Origin of the sequence: Xanthobacter wiegelii (assembly GCF_043193855.2) — a bacterium.
Lineage (GTDB): Bacteria > Pseudomonadota > Alphaproteobacteria > Rhizobiales > Xanthobacteraceae > Xanthobacter > Xanthobacter flavus_A.
In genome coordinates, this window is the sequence record NZ_CM195529.1 from 1747624 (window position 1) to 1765121 (window position 17498).

The window sequence follows — 17498 nt, forward strand, 5'->3', positions numbered from 1 at the left end:
TCCCTCCCTCGCGGGAGAGGGAGAAAGGCCCTCAGGCCTTCTCGACGAGACCCGCGCCTTCGCCCCGCCAGTGGCCCACCTGGGTCACGATCACCCGGGAGACGCCATCCGCCGGCTTTTCCAGCGGGTCGCCGGGGAGCGGCGGGAACAGCGTGCCCTTGGACACCGCCAGCGCCGCAAGGGCGAGGGCGGCGATGAACTGGGCCTCGAAGCCGTGGCCGATGCGATTGGCGACGGCGCGCACGGGCAGGCCGCTCGCGGTCAGCGCCTCGGCCTCGGCCTCGGTCGCCTCGCGGGCGCCGGTGACGCCGGAGATGACGGCAGTGCCCGGCGCTGTGCCGGCCCTGTCGAGGAGCACCTTCACCTTGGCGGTAATGGCGCCGGTGAGGGCGCGCTTGGCCCGCTCGGACCACACGCCGGACAGCTTGGCGATGGGCGTCGCGCCCCGTGCCTTGGCATGCTCCGGCGATTCCAGCACCAGGAAGGCGCCCATGGAGCCGGAGCCGATGCCGGGGGCGGTGAAGGCCGGGCTGAAGTCGCCCTTCATGCAGAAGCCGTCGAGGTCGTTGAGGAGCAGAGTGTCCTCACGCTCGGCATTGTAGGCGCCGCCCACGAGCCCGATCTCGCTCTGGCCCGCCGCGATGCGCGCGTAAGCGACGCGGGCCGCGTCCACGCCGGCGCTCTCCTCGCCCATGAAGGTGCGGGACGAGCCGGTCACGCCGTGGACAATGGAGATGTTGCCGGCGAGCAGGTTGGAGAGCTGCGCCAGCGAGAGGGTCGGCCGCAGGTCCGACAGGAGACGTTCGTTCAGCAGGCGCCCAGTGTCGTTGGAGCTTGCCAGATCGTTGAGGATGGAGGCGTCCACCTCGAAATCGCGCTCGCCGCCGCCGGCCGCGACCACCATGTCGGTGTTCGACAGGATTTCAGCGTTCTTGGCGATGCCGGCCGCGTCCAGCGCAAGGCCGGCAGCATAGGTGCCGATGCGCTGCCAGGGCTCCATCTGCCGCTGGTCACCCTTCTTGGGGATCTGGCTGTCGAAGCTCACCTTCACCAGCGGATGAACCACGTAAGGCGCGAAGGTGGCGGAGTCCGTGACCGGACCCGAGCCTGCGGTGAGCGCCTGCCAGTGGGCATCGAGCCCCTCCCCGAGGGAGGAGACGAGGCCGATGCCGGTGATCCAGACGTCGCGCTGGGTCCGGCTCCGGCCGTCAGTCACGTCAGGCATCGGCAAATTCCGAAAGGGGGAAGGAGACGTACTCGGCCACCTTCATCACCACGGCCTTCATCTTGCCTTCCGGCCAGGGGAGCACGCGGAAGGTGAGTTCGGCGCTGCAGATGGGCTTGCCCTCAAGGGTGGCGTTCGTCTTGGCGACGACGAAGCCGGAACCCTCGTGCAGGATTTCCGAGTAGAGATCGAGATTCTGCCCCGGCAGCACGAAGGTGCGCAGCTTCGCTTCCTTCACGGTGGCGAGGAAGGGCATCCGGTCGAAACGGTTGCGGGCGAGCACCAGCCAGCCGGTGGTCTGGGCCATGGCCTCGATCAGCAGCACGCCGGGCATGATGGGGTAACCGGGAAAATGCCCCTCGAAGATGGAGCTTTCCTCGGGCACCAGGCCCTGGCAGTGGATCTTCTGGAGCGACGGGTCGATGGCGACGACCCGGTCGATCATCTTGAAGACTTCAGGACGCATCTATCGGCCTCAGGCCGCCTTCGCAGCGACCAACTCGTCGATGCGGGCGCAGAGGTTCTTGAGCACGAAATACTGCTCGGTCGTGGCCTTGCCGTCGTTCACTTCCTGCGTCCACTGCTCCAGCGGCAGCTTGATGCCGAAGGCCTTGTCGATGGCGAACGCGATGTCGAGGAAGTCGAGGCTGTCGATGCCCAGATCGTCGATGGCGTGGCTGTCCGGCGTGATGGTGTCGCGCGGAATGTCGCAGGTTTCCGCGATGATGTTGGCCACCGTGTCGAACGTCGAAGACATGGACTGACGCCTCTCGTATGCTCGGCCCTTGCGGTCGCGGCCCGCCCGCGTGGCGCGCAGGCATGGTGCAGGGCACCGACCGGGGCCGAGGGATGGCCGCATGGCCCCTTCGGAATGAGTTGTCGGCCCCTATAGCGAAGGCTGCAAGAGGTTTCAATGGCCGACGCCGAACGGTCCGCGCGAGAGGTCTCCCGCGGCGGCACCGTGCGCTGACGCTGCTTCGCACGCCAGCCGCCCGGAGGCAAGGGGGAAGCCGGCGGGCGGCCACGCGCAGCCGCGCTCAAGGCGTCTCGCAGCGCCGCGAAGGGTTGTGACTTCGAATGCCAGTCGAGCCGGAACGAATCGGCGCACGAATCCGCCGCTTTGCGTCAGATCGCGCCCGAGAAGGTATTGCACTGCTGCATGGAGCCCGTCTTCAGGCCGCGGGTGAACCAGTTCACCCGTTGCTGCGACGTGCCATGGGTGAAGCTGTCCGGCACCGCATAGCCCTGTGAGCGCTTCTGCAGCGCGTCGTCGCCGATGGCGCTGGCGGCATTGAGCGCCTGCTCCACGTCGCCGGGCTCCAGAATGCGGTAGCGAGCATTGGCGTGGTAGGCCCATACGCCGGCGAGGCAATCGGCCATCAGCTCCACGCGGACGGAGAGATTGTTGGCCTCGGCGCGAGACGAGGCGCGGGCCTGGGCCTGCTGCACCTTCGGCAGGATGCCGATGAGGTTTTCCACATGGTGGCCGACCTCGTGGGCGATGACATAGGCCTGCGCGAAATCACCCCCCGCCTTGAAGCGGTTCTTCATCTCCTGGAAGAAGGTGAGGTCGAGATACACCTTCTGGTCGAGCGGACAGTAGAACGGCCCCATGGCCGATTGCGCTCCGCCGCAGGCCGAGCGAGTCGATCCGGAGAACAGCACCAGCTTCGGATCCTGGTAGGTCTTGCCTTCGGCGCGGAACAGCTCGGTCCACACGTCCTCGGTCTGGGCCAGGACCGCAGCAGCGAAGCGCCCGAGCTGGTCGGTGGGCGGGGCGGTCGGGCGGCCGCGCTGCGGGGCGGGCGCGCTTTGCTGGGGCGATCCGCCGCCATTGATGGCCTCCAGCCCGCCGATGAGAACCGCCGGATTGATGCCCAGCGCCCAGCCGATCAGCCCCACGACGATGATGGTTCCGATGCCGAGGCCGCCACGGCCCCCGGGCATCTGGAAGCCGCCGCCGCCACTGCCGCGCCGGTCTTCCACATTGTCGCTGGAGCGGAAATCCTCCCACCGCATGCTCTTCTCCCGCGGACGCCAACGCCGGCAGCTTGAACCGTGACCTTGAACATGGGCTGCCACGGCACGAGGAGCAATCCCCGGCCGCAACTGCGGTTCCATGCTATCAACGAGGTCAGTGGCCGAATCGCTCGGCCTGCCCGTCGCCGGGGCCTCACCGGGCGAGCACCGGACCGATGCCACCGCGCCGAGAGCCGAACTCCAGCCAGACTGCCGCGCAGACCGCCGCGCGCCCACGCGGCCGGCCGCGCAAGGTGCCGGCGCCAGTCGCGAACCTGTGGACAGGTCTCGATTTCGCGCGCGAGCGCGGCCTTTACGCTCAGGGACATACCCCTGTCGCGGGTGCCGACGAAGTGGGACGGGGGCCGCTGGCCGGTCCCGTGGTCGCCGCCGCCGTGGTGCTCGACCCGGCGCGGGTGCCGCAGGGGCTGGACGATTCCAAGCGGCTGACACGGGCCAAGCGCGAGGCCCTGTATCTGGAAATCTGCGCCACCGCCGAGGTGGCGGTGGCCATGGCGCCGCCGGAGCGCATCGACCGCGACAATATCCGGCAGGCGACCCTGTGGGCGCTGGCGCAGGCGGTGAGGGGGCTGCCGTGCCGTCCTGCCTTCCTGCTGGTGGATGGCAACGATCCACCCAAGGTGCCCTGTGCGGTCGAGGCGATCATCGGCGGGGACGGGCTGATTGCCTCCATCGCCGCCGCTTCCATCGTCGCCAAGGTGGTGCGGGACCGGCTGATGGCCGGTGTGGGCGCGGCCTTCCCCGCCTACGGCTTCGAGCGGCACATGGGCTACGCGACGGCCGAGCACAGTACGGCGCTCGTCACCCACGGCCCCTGCCTGCATCACCGCCGGTCCTTCGCGCCGGTGCGCGAGCAGCAGCTCGGACTGTTTGGTGGAGCCAACGTGCCCGAGGCGGCGGAATAGGTTACGCCGCGCCGCTACTCGCCCTCAGTGGTAGCCTTCGCCTTCCCGCACCTTGCCGCGGAAGATCCAGTAGACGAAGACGATGTAGCCCAGCACCACGGGCAGCAGGAAGATGACGCCGAACAGCATCAGGATCTGACTGGGCGGGGCTGCCGCCGTCTGCCACACGGTGAGGCTCGGCGGGACCAGATAGGGGAAGGTCGAGATCGCGAGGCCGAGGAAGCCGAGCACGAACAGACCGATGGTGCCGAAGAACGGCAGCATCTCCCGCCCCGTGCGCAGCCAGTGCCACACGAAATAGGCCAGCGCAGCGGTGACGATGGGCACCGGCGCCAGGAAGAAGATGTTGGGCTGCGAGAACCAGCGCGTGGCGATGCGATCGAACGCCAGCGGCGTCCAAAGGCTCACCAGCCCCATCAGCACGATGACGCCGAGGAGCAGCGGGATGGCGTGGCTGCGCGCCCGGTCGGCGATGGTGCCTTCGGTCTTCACCAGCAGCCAGGTGGCGCCGAGCAACGCGTAGCCCACCACGACGCCGACGCCGCACAGGAGCGCGAAGGGCGTCGCCCAGTCGAGGGGGCCGCCTGCGAAGGCGCCGTCCTTCACCGTGATGCCCTGGAGGAGCCCGCCGAGAATGATGCCCTGGAAGAAGGCCGCCACGAGCGAGCCGGCGGAGAAGGCGAAGTTCCACAGCCGCCGACTGGAGGCCGCCACCCAGCGGAATTCAAACGCGACGCCCCGGAACACCAGCGCCAGCAGCATGATGATGACCGGCAGATAGAGCGCCGGCATCACCACCGCATAGGCCTTGGGAAAGGCCACCCACAGGCCACCGCCGCCAAGGATGAGCCAGGTTTCGTTGCCGTCCCAGAAGGGGGCGACGGTGTTCATCATGACATCGCGTTCCCTCTCCTCCTTGGCGAAGGGGAACAGGATGCCGATGCCGAGGTCGAAGCCGTCGAGCACCACGTACATGATGACCGCGACGCCGATGATGAAGCCCCAGATGACGGGGAGATACCATTCCATGGCCTAGTCCTCCTGCGCGTCCGTGGGTCAGGTTCCGGGGGTCATCTGGCCTTCGCCATGGGCGGCGGCGAGGGGGCGTGTGGGGCGTTCGCGGGCGGGCGGCTGGATGAGGGTCTGGTCGGGACCGCGCACGATGAGCCGGTTCATGAAGTGGATGCCGGTGGCGAAGATCACCGCGTAGATGATGACGAAGAGCGTCAGCGACAGCCCCACCGTCCAGCCCGCGAGGGGCGACATGGCATCCTCTGTGCGCAGCAACCCTTCCACCACCCAGGGCTGGCGGCCCTGCTCGGTGACGATCCAGCCGGCCAGGATGGCGATGAAGCCCAGCGGCCAGCACCACGAGGTGACGACGAGGTACCAGCGGGTGGTGGTCTCGCGCCCCTTGAAAATCAGCCAGGCACCGATCCACCCCAGCAGGATCATGATGACGCCCACGCCCACCATGGCGCGGAAGCCGAAGAAGGGGCCGAACACCGGCGGGCGATCCTGCGGCGGGAAATCCTTGAGGCCGGGGAAGAGGCCGTCGAGGCTGTGGGTGATCATCAGCGAGGCACCGTTCGGGATCGAGATCTCGAACAGGTTCTTCTCGGCCTTCTCGTCCGGCCAGGCGAACAGAACGAGGGGCGCGGGCTTGGTGCTGTCCCAGTGCGCCTCGACGGCGGCGATCTTGGCCGGCTGGTAGTGCGCAGTGTTCAGGCCGTGGCTGTCGCCGACGAAGGCCTGGATGGGACCGACGATGGCGAGCATGCCGATGCCCATGACCATCATCACGCGTGATTCTTCCTTGAACTTGCCGGCCAGCAGGTAGCGCGCGCCCACGGAGAGCACCACCAGTGAGGTGGTCAGGTAGGCGGCGAGCAGCATGTGCGGCAGGCGCCAGTGGAAGCTCGGGTTGAAGATGATCTCAAGCCAGTCGAGCGGATAGCCGACGCCGTCGCGGATTTCGTAGCCGGCCGGCGTCTGCATCCAGCTGTTGGCGGCGAGGATCCAGAAGGCAGACATGAAGGTGCCGAACGCCACGACGCAGCACGACAGGACATGCAGCCACGGCGGCACCCGGTTCCAGCCGAACAGCATGATGCCGAGGAAGGTGGCCTCCAGGAAGAAGGCGGTCAGCACCTCGAAGCCGATGAGCGGCGCGATTACCGAGCCGACGAACTCGGCATAGCGGCTCCAATTGGTGCCGAACTGGTAGGACAGCACGATGCCGGACACGACGCCCATGGCGAAGGAGACGGCGAAGATCTTGGTCCAGAACCGCGCGAGGCGATGGAACACGTCCTTGCCGGTCTTCAGCCAGATCAGCTCCAGCGTCGCGATGAAGGCGGACAGGCCGATGGTGAAGGCCGGAAAGATGACGTGGAACGAGACCGTGAAGGCAAACTGCATGCGTGCGAGGGTGACTGGATCGAAATCCATGGCGTCCGCTCCTGGCAGTCCCGTCAGGGCTGCGCATCATCCGGCCGCGGATGGGTGCGATGCAACCTGCAGGACGCAGCTGGACCATAGACGGGGCGACCGGCGGCGTCGATACGCAGGCGCGTGAAACGCCCCTCCAGCCCGATGCCCGAATGCCGCACCACGTGGCAAAAGCCGCTAGGAACGTGGCCTTAGAACGCAGAGGACTGCGGCAATGAGCGCCATCACGGCGACGAGAACAATCCCCCACTCCACGGCCCCGACCAGCGCCGGGCCGGAGACGTCCTTCATCCGGTCCGTCATCCCGCCGGCCTGCTTCAGCCCAAGTGACAGGGTGGAGGTCGCCCCCGCGACACCGAGACTGGTGCCCAACACCCGCATCAGGTTCAGGAGGGAGCCGGCCTGCGTCGCCAGCTCCGGGGGCGCGGCCTTGAGGGTGGCGTGGTTGTTGGGGGCGATGAACAGGCCGAGCCCGGCGCCGAACAGCATGAAGGCGGCGAAACTCATCAGCTGGCTCGCCGCGGGGTCGCCGACGCCGAGGCCGAGCACCATGAGGCCGAGCAGGCACACGCCCATCCCCCCGGCCCCCAGCACCCGGATGCCAATGCGATCGGCGAGGCCGCCGCTGAGGGGCGCCACCAGCCCGAGGATGACCGGGATGACGGCGAGGTGCAGGCCCGCTTCCCACGCGCGTTCGCCGTAGCCGTGCTCCAGCAGGAACGACATGAGGAAGAACATGGCGTAGAGCATGGCATAGCCGAGCACCACCGCCGTCGCGCCGAGCGCGAAGCCGGGATTCGCGAACAGCTTGAGGTCCACGAGCGGAAGCGCCGCACGCCGCTCCTGCCGCACCAGCAGCCACAGCAGCCCCGTCGCCAGCACCACGCTGCCGAGGGTCTGCGGCGATGTCAGGCCCCAGCCGGCGGCGTGGTTCAGCGCACGCACCAGGATGACCAGCGCCGGCGCGAGCAGCAGCGCGCCCAGCCAGTCGAACCGGGCCTCGGGCCGGGCACCGGAGGTGCGCGGCAGGGCGACCCAGCCGGCTATCGCGGCGAGGAGGCCGAACGGCACGGTAAGCCAGAATATCCACGGCCATCCCAGCGCACCGAGCACGATGCCGCCCACCGCCGGCCCCGCGCTCATGCCGATGGCCTGCGCCGCGGCGAAGACGCCGAGCGCTCGCCCACGCTTCTCCTCCGGCACGGCGGTGACGAGGATGGCGATACTGTTGGCCCCCAGCAGCGCGCCGCCGATGCCCTGCACCACGCGCGCCGCCACCAGCGAGGGCAGGTCGGGCGCCAGCGCGCACAGGGCGCTCGACACCACGAAGACGATATAGCCGACGAGATAGAGCGTCTTGCGCCCGTACATCTGGCACACGCGCCCGAAGATCGGCAGGAAGGACGCGAAGGCCACGAGATAGCCGAGCGACACCCAGCTCACCGCATGGAGCCCGGCGTCGAACGTGCTCGCCAGCGTCGGCAAAGCGAGCTGGACGATGGTGGCGTCGAGCTGGCCGACGAAGGCGCCGATGGAGACGAGGCCGACGACAATCCAGGAATGCCACGGCAGCCGTTCCAATGCCGCGACGGGGGCGGGTTCCTGCATGAGGCGGGCGAGCCTCTGAACAAGACGGCTGGGCGTGGGCGCGGCGCTGCCTGGAAGTCCCTGGTCCATCGATCCATCGTCGCTGTGTCCGGCAGAGTTCTAGTCGATGCCCGCAGCGCTTGTCATGGGGCACGGCCCGTGGCGCTTTGCTGGAGATCGATGGAGCGATCTTCTATCAACGCTCCTCTCGCCGCGGCCGCGGCGCAGTTGAACCGGGGACGGCACATGGCGCGAAGGCTCGATCTGACGGGACAGGTGGCGGTGGTGACGGGCGGAGCGAGCGGCATCGGCCTTGCCGCCGCGACCGCCATGGCCGAGGCCGGCGCGCGCGTCATCCTCGCCGACCGTGACGGGGACGCGGCCGGACGCGCGGCAGCCGGCCTTTCTGGCGCCGAGGCGCTGGCGCTCGACGTGACCGACGAGGCCGCGGTCGCAGCCGCGTTCGGTCAGGTGGTCGCAACGCACGGCGGTCTCGACATCCTCGTCAACAATGCCGGCCTGTCCATCCGCAAGGGTCTGACGGAGCTTGAGCTTGCCGACTGGGAGAAGGTGTTCGCCGTCAACGTCACCGGCGGCTTCCTCTGCGCGCGGGCGGCTGTCCCCTCCATGACGGCGCGGGGCGGCGGCGCCATCGTGAACGTCACGTCCATCATGGGGCTGAGCGGCGGCGGGCCCTATCCCAATCCGGCGTATCAGGCGAGCAAGGGGGCGGTGGTGAATTTCACCCGCGGTCTGGCCGTGGAGCTTGCCCCGGTGAAGATCCGCGTGAACGCGGTGGCGCCCACCTGGGTGCGTACACCCTTCATCGATCCCCTGATGCGCGATCCGGACAAGCTCGCCGCCATCGAGAAGCTGATGCCGCTCGGCCGCATCGCCGAGCCGGAGGAGGTGGCGGACGCCATCCTCTTCCTCGCGAGCCCCATGGCGGCGATGGTGACGGGCCACGTCCTGGCCGTGGACGGCGGGTTTCTGGCGCAGTGATCCGTGGCGTCAGGCACGTTCTGGAAGCTTTTGCGATCAGGTCTCGGCAGTCAGCAATTAATTGCTTCTAAAGCCGGGCCGGGGCGCATTCGATGGCGCCATCCGTGCACTGCACCAGAGAGACCGGGCCATGCAGCATTTCAAGCTCTCCAGCGTTATTGCCGCGGCCCTCCTCCTAGGTCCATTTTCGAGCGCCGGAGCGGCAGAGCTCGTGAAGGCGCGCCTCGCGCAGAACCTGGCGCCCATCTCGGCGCTGACCATCGTCGCCAAGGCTCAGGGCCTGTTCGAAAAGGAAGGCCTTGATGTCACGGTCAGCAATTTCACCAGCGGCAAGCAGGCCCTCGACACGGTGATCGGCGGCGGAGCCGATATCGCCACCACCGCGGAAGCCCCGGTTACGGCTGCTGCCATGGCGGGACAGCCCATCGCTTTCGTTGCGGGCATGGAATATTCGGACGTCAAGACTCTGACCGCGAAGAAAGCGGGCATCAAGACCATCGCCGATCTCAAGGGCAAGAAGATCGCCTACACCGCCGGCACCGGCAGCGAGGTCTACACCACCGAGCTGCTGAAGAAGGCCGGGCTCACCGCCAAGGATGTCACCCTCGTCAATCTCAAGCCGCAGGAAATGCTGCCCGCGATGGCGGCCGGCAGCATCGATGCTTACGATACCTGGGAGCCCCACATCTCCAACGGCAAGAAGGCGCTCGGCGACGAGGCTGTTCTGCTCGACACCAAGGGCGTCTATTCCGAGACCTTCAACATCGTGGTGATGCAGGATTACCTGAAGGCCAATCCGCAGGTGGTCTCGAAATTCCTCGCCGCGCTCATCACCGCCGAAGCGTGGGTGAAGGCGCATCCCGAGGAGGCGATCGAGGTGGTGTCCAAGGCCGTCGGCATGAAGCCCGAGGATCTGAAGCCGATCTGGAGCGACTATGTCTATCAGGTCGGCATCGGCGCCAAGCAGATCGATGCCCTGAAGGCTCATGCCCAGTGGCGCCTCGACACGAAGAACCACCCGCCCGGTGTGACCGGCATGCCGGATTTCGCGGTGGTGCTCTTTCCCGAGCCTCTGCGCACTCTGGACGCCGCCCGCGTCAATTACAAGCTCAACTGAAGCGCCGGCGTCATGGCGGATATCTCTCCCCCGGCGGCACTCTCCCGACCAAGGAGCGGTGCGCTCCCCGCCGCAGGGGCGAGCCGGCGGCGCAAGGCCCGGCTGAGCCAGCGGATCAACATGGCGGTGGGGGTGGTGTCCATCCCGCTGTTCCTGATGGTGTGGCAACTGATCGCGCAGGCGCGGATCGTCAATCCCATCCTGTTTCCCGCGCCCACCGAAGTCGCGCGCGCCGCAATGGAATGGGTGACGAGCGGCCTGTTCGCCGAGGACGTGGTGGCGAGCCTGAAGCGCGTGGCGACGGGCTACCTCGTCGGTTCCGTCGTCGGGGTCGGCTGCGGGCTGCTTACGGGGCGCTCCGCTTTCTTCTCCGGGCTGCTCGGCCCGCTGTTTCAGGTGCTGCGGCCTATCCCGCCCATCGCCTTCGTCTCCATCGTCATCCTGTGGTTCGGGTTGTCGGAAAGCGGCAAGGTCTTCCTGATCGTCTGGGGTGTGTTCTTCACCGTGTGGCTTTCCACTCACCTCGGCGTTCAGAAGGTGGACCAGGGACTGGTGCGCGCCGCCCAGATGCTCGGCACGCCCCGCCGACGGCTGGTAGGGGAGGTGGTGCTTCTGAGCGCGCTCCCCTTCATCGTCGTCGGGCTCCGCACGGCGGTCGGGATTTCCTTCTACACGCTGGTGGCGGCGGAACTGGCGGGCGCCTTCGCGGGCATCTTCTATCGTATCCAGCTGGCCCAGCAGAACATGCAGACCGGGCTCGTCTTCGCCGGCCTCGCGGCGCTGGGCCTCATCTCCTTCATCGCCGATCGCTGCTTTGCGACGCTGGCGCAGCGCCTGGTGTGGTGGCGATGAGCATTATCTCCATGATCCGAAAGCCGACGCCCGTGCCGATGCGGCAGATGGGCGAGGTCGAGATCGACGTCCGCGACGTCACCATCGCCTTCGAGCGGGACGGCGGCGAGCTTGTGCCGGCTGTCGACCGCGTATCCTTTCAGGTGCGCCGGGGCGAGTTCATTTGTCTGCTGGGGCCATCCGGTTGCGGCAAGTCCACCCTGCTGAACGCGGTCGCGGGCTTCGAGACGCCCTATGAGGGGGACGTGGTGGTCGGCGGGAAAACCGTCACCGGCCCCGGCCCGGATCGGGGCGTCGTGTTCCAGCAGCCCCGTCTGTTTCCCTGGAAGTCGGTCCGCGCGAACGTGGCGCATGGCCCGCGCATGGCCGGAAAATCCCGCGCCGAGGCCCGCGCGATCGCCGACGAACTGATCGAGATGGTCGGCCTGTCGCGGTCTGCCGACGCGCTGCCGCATACCCTCTCGGGCGGCATGCAGCAGCGCGTCGCCATCGCCCGCGCGCTCGCCAACCGGCCGAACATCCTGCTGATGGACGAACCGTTCGGCGCGCTCGACGCCCAGACCCGGACGGTGATGCAGGAGAGCTTGCTGCGTCTGTGGGCGCAGCTGGACACCACCATCCTCTTCGTCACGCACGATATCGACGAGGCCGTTCTGCTGGCCGACCGCGTGCTCGTCATGTCGGCGGGACCGGGGCGCATCGTCCGCGATCTCGCGGTTCAGCTCCCGCGCCCGCGCACGATCGAGACGACGCTTGGCGCGCCGTTCCAGGCGCTTCGCCGCGAGTGTCTCGATCTCATCCGACAGCAGAGCCAGAAGGCCTTCGAAGGGACCCACGATGCTTGATAAGGTTGCTCCCGCCGCGCACCCCGCAGGCACCGGCTTCACCACCGCCCGGGCCGCGCTCGCCGCCGGGGCCGATCCGGTGGCGCTGGCGCTGGACGCAGCCGATCGCGCACAGGCGGCGGCGGAAGACGGCATCTTCACCGCTCTGGTTCCCCGCGCGGACGTGGAACGCGCTGCGGCGGCGGTTACAGCGCGCGCCAAGGCCGGCGAGCACCTTCCCCTGCTCGGCCTCACGTTTTCGGTGAAGGACAATCTGCACGTCGCGGGCATGGCGACGACGCTCAATTGCCCGGCCGTCGCCATGGCGCCGCAGGAAAGCGCGCTCGCCATCACGCGCCTCGAGGCGGCGGGCGCCGTGCTCATCGGCAAGAACACGCTGGATCAGTTTGCGACGGGCCTGAACGGCACGCGCAGCCCCGAGCCGCTATGCCGCAACGCGCTGGACCCCGCCTTCATCCCCGGCGGCTCCAGCTCCGGCTCAGGCGTCGCCGTGGCGGCTGGTATCGTTTCCTTCTCGCTGGGAAGCGACACGGGCGGATCGGGACGGGTTCCGGCCGCGTGCAATGGCATCGTGGGGCTGCGGCCATCCCTCGGGCTCGTGAGTACGCGCGGCGCCGTCTACAACAGCCGCCTGCTCGACTGCATCCCCATCTTTGCGACCCATGTGGATGACGCGAGCGAGATCCTGGGCCTGATCGCCGGCTATGACGCGCTCGACCCCTGGAGCCGCCGCGATGCTGATACCATCGGAACCGCGCCGGCACCGGCGCCGTCATCCCGCCTCGCCATTCCGCGCCAGGATCAGATGCGCTTCTTCGGCGATGCTGATGCCGAGGCCGCCTTCGCCGCCAATCTCGATCGTCTGCGCGGGCTCGGCTTCACGCTCGAGGAGATCGATTTCGCGCCGTTCGAGGAGGCGGGAAGGCTGGTGTTCCAGTCCGCGCTGGTGGCCGAGCGCCTCGTCGAGTACGACGAGATCATCTCCACCCATCGCGACGCCGTCCACCCGGCAGCGCTCGCCGCCATCGAGCCGGGGCGCGGCTATTCCGCCAAACAGGCGTTCGAGACGTTGTACCGGATGCGAGAACTACAGCGCGCGGCCGAAGGCGCGCTCGCCGACTTCGCCGCCTTCGTGGTGCCCACCGTGCCCACCATCTACACAATCGATGAGATGCTGGCGGACCCCATGGCCAGGAATTCGGTGATGGGCACCTACACCTATTTCGTGGCTCCCATGGACCTATGCGCCATCGCTGCGCCGGGCGCTCCCGCCCGCGCGGGCCTGCCCTCGTCGCTCAGCTTCATCGGGCTCGCCGGGCAGGATGGCGTGGTGGCCGGTCTCGCGCGGCAGTTCCAGCGGCAGGTGTGACCCTGCCGCTTCCGCATCGAAGGATTACGCCGCCGGTACGGCGGCGTTCTGCTGGTGGGCGAAGGCCCTCAGCGTTTCCGACCGGATATGGGCGAAGCATTCCCGCTTGATGGCGACGAACGCCTCCGAGAACTGCACTTCGGGCGCGCGCGGGCGGGGAATGTCCACGCGGATGTCGGCGACGATGCGTCCCGGATTGGCGCTCATCACAACCACGCGGTCGCCGAGGAAGATGGCTTCCTCGATATCGTGGGTGATGAACAAAACCGTGGTGCGGAACTCCGCCCAGATATTCAGGAGCGCTTCCTGCATCATCGCCCGCGTCTGCGCGTCGAGGGCGCCGAACGGCTCGTCCATGAGCAGCACGCGCGGGTAGTTGGCGAGCGCGCGGGCGATGCCCACGCGCTGCTGCATGCCGCCCGACAGCTCTGACGGATAGTGCTTCTCGAACGCCGCAAGACCGACGAGCGAGAGGAAGGTCCGCGCCGTCTGCTCCGCCGTCGAGGTGCTCCCGGTGGACATGAGCGGGCCGAAGGCCACGTTGTCCAGCACGCTCTTCCAGGGAAACAAAGTCGCCTGCTGGAACACCATGCCCCGGTCCGCGCCGGGGCCGCGGATGGTCTCGCCATCCACTTCCAGAAGCCCGCGCGCGGCGGGCACGAAGCCCGCCACCGCATTGAGCACCGTCGACTTGCCGCAGCCGGACGGGCCGAGCACGCAGACGAACTCACCCGGCTCCACGTCGAGGTCGAAGCGCTCGACCACGGTGCGCCGCGCTGCGCCCTCGCCGTAGGCGATGGAGAGGTCCTTCAGCTGCAACCGGCCTCGCCCCGGTGCGGGGGCGAGGTGCGTGGGCAGGGGAGGGGGCGGGGCCATCGCGGTGGCCACCCGAATGCCGCTCATTTGCCGAGCGCCTTCGCGAGGTAGGACGGATCGATGAAGGCCGCGTAGCCGGCCCGGTCCAGGACGGTGGGAAGCCGTCCCTGGTCCTTCAGGAAGGTGGCTGTCGCGAGGGCCGTATCGGCGAACTGGCCGATCTGGCCGGGCGTGCCGAGATAGTCCTTCGTCAACTGCTCGGGGCAGGGCACGATGGTGGTGCCCTGCATCATGCGCGCGGCGTCATCGGGCGGCAGGGACAGTTCCTTGGCGATGATGTCCACCGTCTCCTTCGGATGCTTCAGCCAATAGTCGATTCCCTCGCATTCCGCTTTCACATAGGCGACCACCTGCGCGGGATACTTGGCAGCGAAGTCGTTCATCACGACACCCACGTCCCAGGTGGGATAGCCGCGCTTCGCCATCTCGCCGCTGGTGAGGAAGATTTCGCCGCCATTCTTCACGATCTTGTCGAGGTTGGGCTCCCAGATCCAGGCCGCGTCGATGTCCTTGCGCAGCCAGGCGGCGACGGCATCGGAGGGCGAAAGGTCGATGAGCTTCACGTCGGTGGGGTTCACCCCCGCCTCCTTGAGCGCGGCGATGAACAGATAATGGGTGGTGGAGCCGAAGGGGGCGGCCGCCGTCTTGCCGGCGAGGTCCTTCAGGGACTTGATGTTCTTGTCCGAGCGCACGGCGAGGGATTCCACCGGGCCGAGCATGTTGAGCACGAAGATGCCCTTGTAGGGCAAAGCGCGGGTGGCGCCGAGGGTGAAGGGCGGGTTGCCGACGCCGCCGAAATCCACCTGGTTCGCCGCGACCGCGCGGTTCATGTCGCCGCCCGAGCCGAACTTGACCCACTTGATCGGCACGCCGGATTTCTCGTGCAGGCCCAGCGCCTTGGTGACGAGCTGGGCATTGACGAGGTTGAGATAGCCGATGGTGATCCCCTCCGGCTTCTGCTGCGCCCGTGCGCCGGCAGAAAGGCCGAGGGAGAAGGCGGCGGCGAGTAGAAGCGAAGCCGTGCGTCGAAGCGTGTTCATCTCAGTCTCCAGTCGGCGAAAGGGGGTCAGCGGAAGCGCCAGGGGGTGAGGGCGCGCTCGGTGAGGCGGATGAGGAGATCCAGCGCCATGCCGGTGAAGGCGAGGACGAACAGGCCCATGATCACGATGTCGCCGAGCAGGAACTTGCTCGCGTCCCAGATCATCCAGCCGAGGCCGGCGGTCGCGGCGACGATCTCGGCAGCCACCAGCACCGTGTAGGTGAAGCCGAGCGAGATGCGCATGCCGGTGCAGATGCCGGGCAGGCAGGCGGGCAGGAAGACGTGCCGGAAGAGCTGGCGCGAATTGGCGCCGAGGCTTTTGGCCGCCTTCACGTAGCGCGGATCGACACTCGCCGCCGCCTGCATGGAACTGATGGTCAGCGGCGGCAGAGCGGCGAGGAAAAGGATGGCGATTTTGGACGCATCGCCGATGCCGAGCCACATGACGATGAGGGTGTAGAGGGCCAGCGGCGGCAGGGGCCGGTAGAATTCGATCACCGGATCGAACACCGCCTTCACGTCGCGGCTGAGGCCCATGACGATCCCGAGCGGGATGCCCACGAGGCACGCGAGGCTGTAGCCCGCCAGCACCCGGTACAGGCTGGCGATGAGGTGCTCGTGCAGGAGGCTGCCCTGGTAGCCCACGGTGGCGGTGCGCACGAAGGCGTCCCACACCGTCCTGGGCGAGGGCAGGAAGAGCGGGTTCACCCACGCATAATGGGCCGCGAGCCACCACAGCGCGAAGAGCGTGGCGGCGGTCAGCGCCGTGAGGAGCCGCGTGCGGGGCAGGGCGGCCCGCAGCCGGGCCGGCAGCAGCCTTGGCCGGACCGGGCTTGAAGCGTGCTCGGGAGCGGTCTCCACGGCGCTCATTCCTCCACTCCCAGCAGATCCATGACGGTGAGCGCGAGGATGCGCGTTGCCGCCACCGCCTTCCCGATGTGGATGCTCTCGTTCACCGGCGCCCAGCCGTCTTCACCTGGGCCGAAGGTGATGGCCTTGAAGCCGCGCTCGGAGAAGCGGATGGTGTCGTTGAAGGCGTTCTTGCGATAGAGCTTCGGCTCGCCCGAAAGCACCTCGCCATAGGCCTTCCGCAGAGTGCGCACGGGTTCGGCGTCCGCCTCCTGCTCGCCCGTGCCATCCACGAAAAGGGCACCGGGGAAGGGACGGGCCTCGGCCTTCAGGGTCGGGTCGGCAGCGAGCGCGTCCGTGATCACGGCATTGATGTCCGCCATCACGCTCTCGCGCGTCATACCGGGCAGGATGCCCACCACGCCCAGCACCGCCTTGCAGCTGTCGGGCGTGAACTGCATTTCGCGCGGCACGCCCCCGGCGATGCGGAGCACCGTGACCATAGGCGGGGTGCCGCCCGCGTGCGGGGCAGGGGTATGGGCGAAGCTCATCTGTTCGAGCTGCGGCAGCAGCTCCATCATCTTGGTGATGGCATTGATGCCGGTATCGGGCCGCCAGAGATGGGTCTTGATGCCGGAGGTCTCCACCTCCACGAGGAAGTTGCCGCAATTGGCGATGGCGATGCCCATGCCCCAGCCGCCATCGGGCGCGGTCCAGGCCGTGGGCTCGCAGACGATGGTGTAGTCGGCTTCAAGCCCGCATTCGTCGAGCAGGAAGATGGAGCCGTCCGGCCCGTTCTTCTCCTCGTCTGCCGTATAGACGCACTTCAGCGTGCCCTTGAGGCGCACGCCAGCCGCCCGGATTGCCTCCACCGCGAGCAGTGTGCAGGCGAGATTGCCCCGCGTGTCCGACGTGCCGCGCGCATAGAGCAGATCGCCGTGGCGCGTCGGCCGGAAGGGATGGCCGCCGGTCATGGTCCAGGCCGCCCAATCGCCGGCAGGGTAGGTGTCGAGGTGATCGTTGAGGATGAGGGACGGTCCCTCCCCACCCCCCGCAAGCGCGCCGATGACATTAAGCCGGTGGGGCGTGCGGGCCTTCAGGTCCACCGTGAAACCGAGCGCGGCCAGCTTGTCGGCAAGTAGAAGTGCGATGCCCTCTTCCTTCCCGCCCGGCAAGTCCGGGTCCAGCGGATTCTCCGCCTCCGGCTGGCCGGCCGGGATCAATTCGCAAGCGAGATCGAGCCACGCCTGTTCGGTGATGAACGACAAAACCGCGTCGCGGTGGGAGGCTACGGCGGGCTGGGCGGATCGTGCGACGGTCATGGCATCCTCGGAATATGAA

17 protein-coding genes are annotated in these 17498 nt (G+C 67.9%); 6 read left to right on the forward strand and 11 right to left on the reverse strand.

The genetic code is table 11. The annotated features are described in order from the left end of the window. Positions 1–31 precede the first annotated feature (31 nt). The 4 genes from V5F63_RS08060 to ypfJ all read right to left on the reverse strand — a co-directional run bounded on the left by V5F63_RS08060 (position 32) and on the right by ypfJ (position 3244). The gene (locus V5F63_RS08060; RefSeq protein WP_394102033.1) at positions 32–1225 is read right to left on the reverse strand and encodes a beta-ketoacyl-ACP synthase; all 1194 of its coding nucleotides are present in this window, start codon (positions 1223–1225) and stop codon (positions 32–34) included. After that, positions 1218–1691 (reverse strand): 3-hydroxyacyl-ACP dehydratase FabZ family protein, encoded by a 474-nt coding sequence (locus tag V5F63_RS08065; RefSeq protein ID WP_209488568.1) that lies wholly within the window; start codon positions 1689–1691, stop codon positions 1218–1220. The genes V5F63_RS08060 and V5F63_RS08065 overlap by 8 nt, the downstream gene beginning before the upstream one ends. Positions 1692–1700: 9 nt before the next feature. Beyond that, complete coding sequence (locus V5F63_RS08070) at positions 1701–1982, reverse strand: acyl carrier protein (protein ID WP_012113283.1); 282 nt, start codon at positions 1980–1982, stop codon at positions 1701–1703. A gap of 368 nt (positions 1983–2350) precedes the next feature. Continuing rightward, positions 2351–3244, reverse strand: coding sequence for a KPN_02809 family neutral zinc metallopeptidase (ypfJ, locus tag V5F63_RS08075; RefSeq protein ID WP_394029792.1), 894 nt, complete (start codon positions 3242–3244; stop codon positions 2351–2353). 176 nt (positions 3245–3420) lie between these two features. On the opposite strand from ypfJ, the gene rnhB reads away from it, so the two are divergent. Beyond that, a complete protein-coding gene (gene rnhB, locus V5F63_RS08080; RefSeq protein ID WP_394102032.1) occupies positions 3421–4170 on the forward strand; it encodes a ribonuclease HII in 750 nt (249 codons plus the stop codon). 24 nt (positions 4171–4194) lie between these two features. On the opposite strand, the gene cydB is transcribed toward rnhB, so the two are convergent. The 3 genes from cydB to V5F63_RS08095 form a co-directional block, all read right to left on the reverse strand. Next, entirely contained in the window at positions 4195–5199 is a 1005-nt protein-coding gene (gene cydB / locus V5F63_RS08085) for a cytochrome d ubiquinol oxidase subunit II (protein ID WP_394102031.1), read from the reverse strand. 27 nt (positions 5200–5226) lie between these two features. Then, positions 5227–6621 carry a cytochrome ubiquinol oxidase subunit I gene (locus V5F63_RS08090; protein WP_394029789.1) on the reverse strand — a complete coding sequence of 465 codons (1395 nt, stop codon included), beginning with the start codon at positions 6619–6621 and terminating at the stop codon, positions 5227–5229. Positions 6622–6798: 177 nt separating this feature from the next. Then, entirely contained in the window at positions 6799–8229 is a 1431-nt protein-coding gene (locus tag V5F63_RS08095) for an MFS transporter (protein ID WP_394102030.1), read from the reverse strand. Positions 8230–8454: 225 nt separating this feature from the next. On the opposite strand from V5F63_RS08095, the gene V5F63_RS08100 reads away from it, so the two are divergent. The 5 genes from V5F63_RS08100 (at position 8455) to V5F63_RS08120 (ending at position 13393) form a co-directional block, all read left to right on the forward strand. Next, a complete protein-coding gene (locus V5F63_RS08100; protein WP_209488574.1) occupies positions 8455–9210 on the forward strand; it encodes an SDR family NAD(P)-dependent oxidoreductase in 756 nt (251 codons plus the stop codon). A 130-nt stretch (positions 9211–9340) separates the two neighbouring features. Further along, a complete protein-coding gene (locus V5F63_RS08105) occupies positions 9341–10327 on the forward strand; it encodes an ABC transporter substrate-binding protein (protein WP_209488575.1) in 987 nt (328 codons plus the stop codon). A 12-nt stretch (positions 10328–10339) separates the two neighbouring features. Beyond that, a complete protein-coding gene (locus V5F63_RS08110; protein ID WP_394102029.1) occupies positions 10340–11179 on the forward strand; it encodes an ABC transporter permease in 840 nt (279 codons plus the stop codon). Positions 11180–11226: 47 nt separating this feature from the next. After that, positions 11227–12024 carry an ABC transporter ATP-binding protein gene (locus tag V5F63_RS08115; protein ID WP_245327496.1) on the forward strand — a complete coding sequence of 266 codons (798 nt, stop codon included), beginning with the start codon at positions 11227–11229 and terminating at the stop codon, positions 12022–12024. Then, positions 12017–13393 carry an amidase family protein gene (locus V5F63_RS08120; protein WP_394102028.1) on the forward strand — a complete coding sequence of 459 codons (1377 nt, stop codon included), beginning with the start codon at positions 12017–12019 and terminating at the stop codon, positions 13391–13393. Before V5F63_RS08115 ends, V5F63_RS08120 begins: the two co-directional genes overlap by 8 nt. Before the next feature lie 24 nt (positions 13394–13417). On the opposite strand, the gene V5F63_RS08125 is transcribed toward V5F63_RS08120, so the two are convergent. The 4 genes from V5F63_RS08125 to V5F63_RS08140 are packed head-to-tail and all read right to left on the reverse strand — an operon-like array spanning position 13418 to position 17479. After that, positions 13418–14296 carry an ABC transporter ATP-binding protein gene (locus V5F63_RS08125; RefSeq protein WP_394029784.1) on the reverse strand — a complete coding sequence of 293 codons (879 nt, stop codon included), beginning with the start codon at positions 14294–14296 and terminating at the stop codon, positions 13418–13420. Next, complete coding sequence (locus V5F63_RS08130) at positions 14293–15309, reverse strand: taurine ABC transporter substrate-binding protein (RefSeq protein ID WP_209488579.1); 1017 nt, start codon at positions 15307–15309, stop codon at positions 14293–14295. Before V5F63_RS08130 ends, V5F63_RS08125 begins: the two co-directional genes overlap by 4 nt. Positions 15310–15335: 26 nt before the next feature. Beyond that, positions 15336–16178 (reverse strand): ABC transporter permease, encoded by an 843-nt coding sequence (locus V5F63_RS08135; RefSeq protein ID WP_394102027.1) that lies wholly within the window; start codon positions 16176–16178, stop codon positions 15336–15338. Next, positions 16175–17479 carry a M20 family metallopeptidase gene (locus V5F63_RS08140; RefSeq protein WP_394102026.1) on the reverse strand — a complete coding sequence of 435 codons (1305 nt, stop codon included), beginning with the start codon at positions 17477–17479 and terminating at the stop codon, positions 16175–16177. Before V5F63_RS08140 ends, V5F63_RS08135 begins: the two co-directional genes overlap by 4 nt. Between the last annotated feature and the right edge of the window lie 19 nt (positions 17480–17498).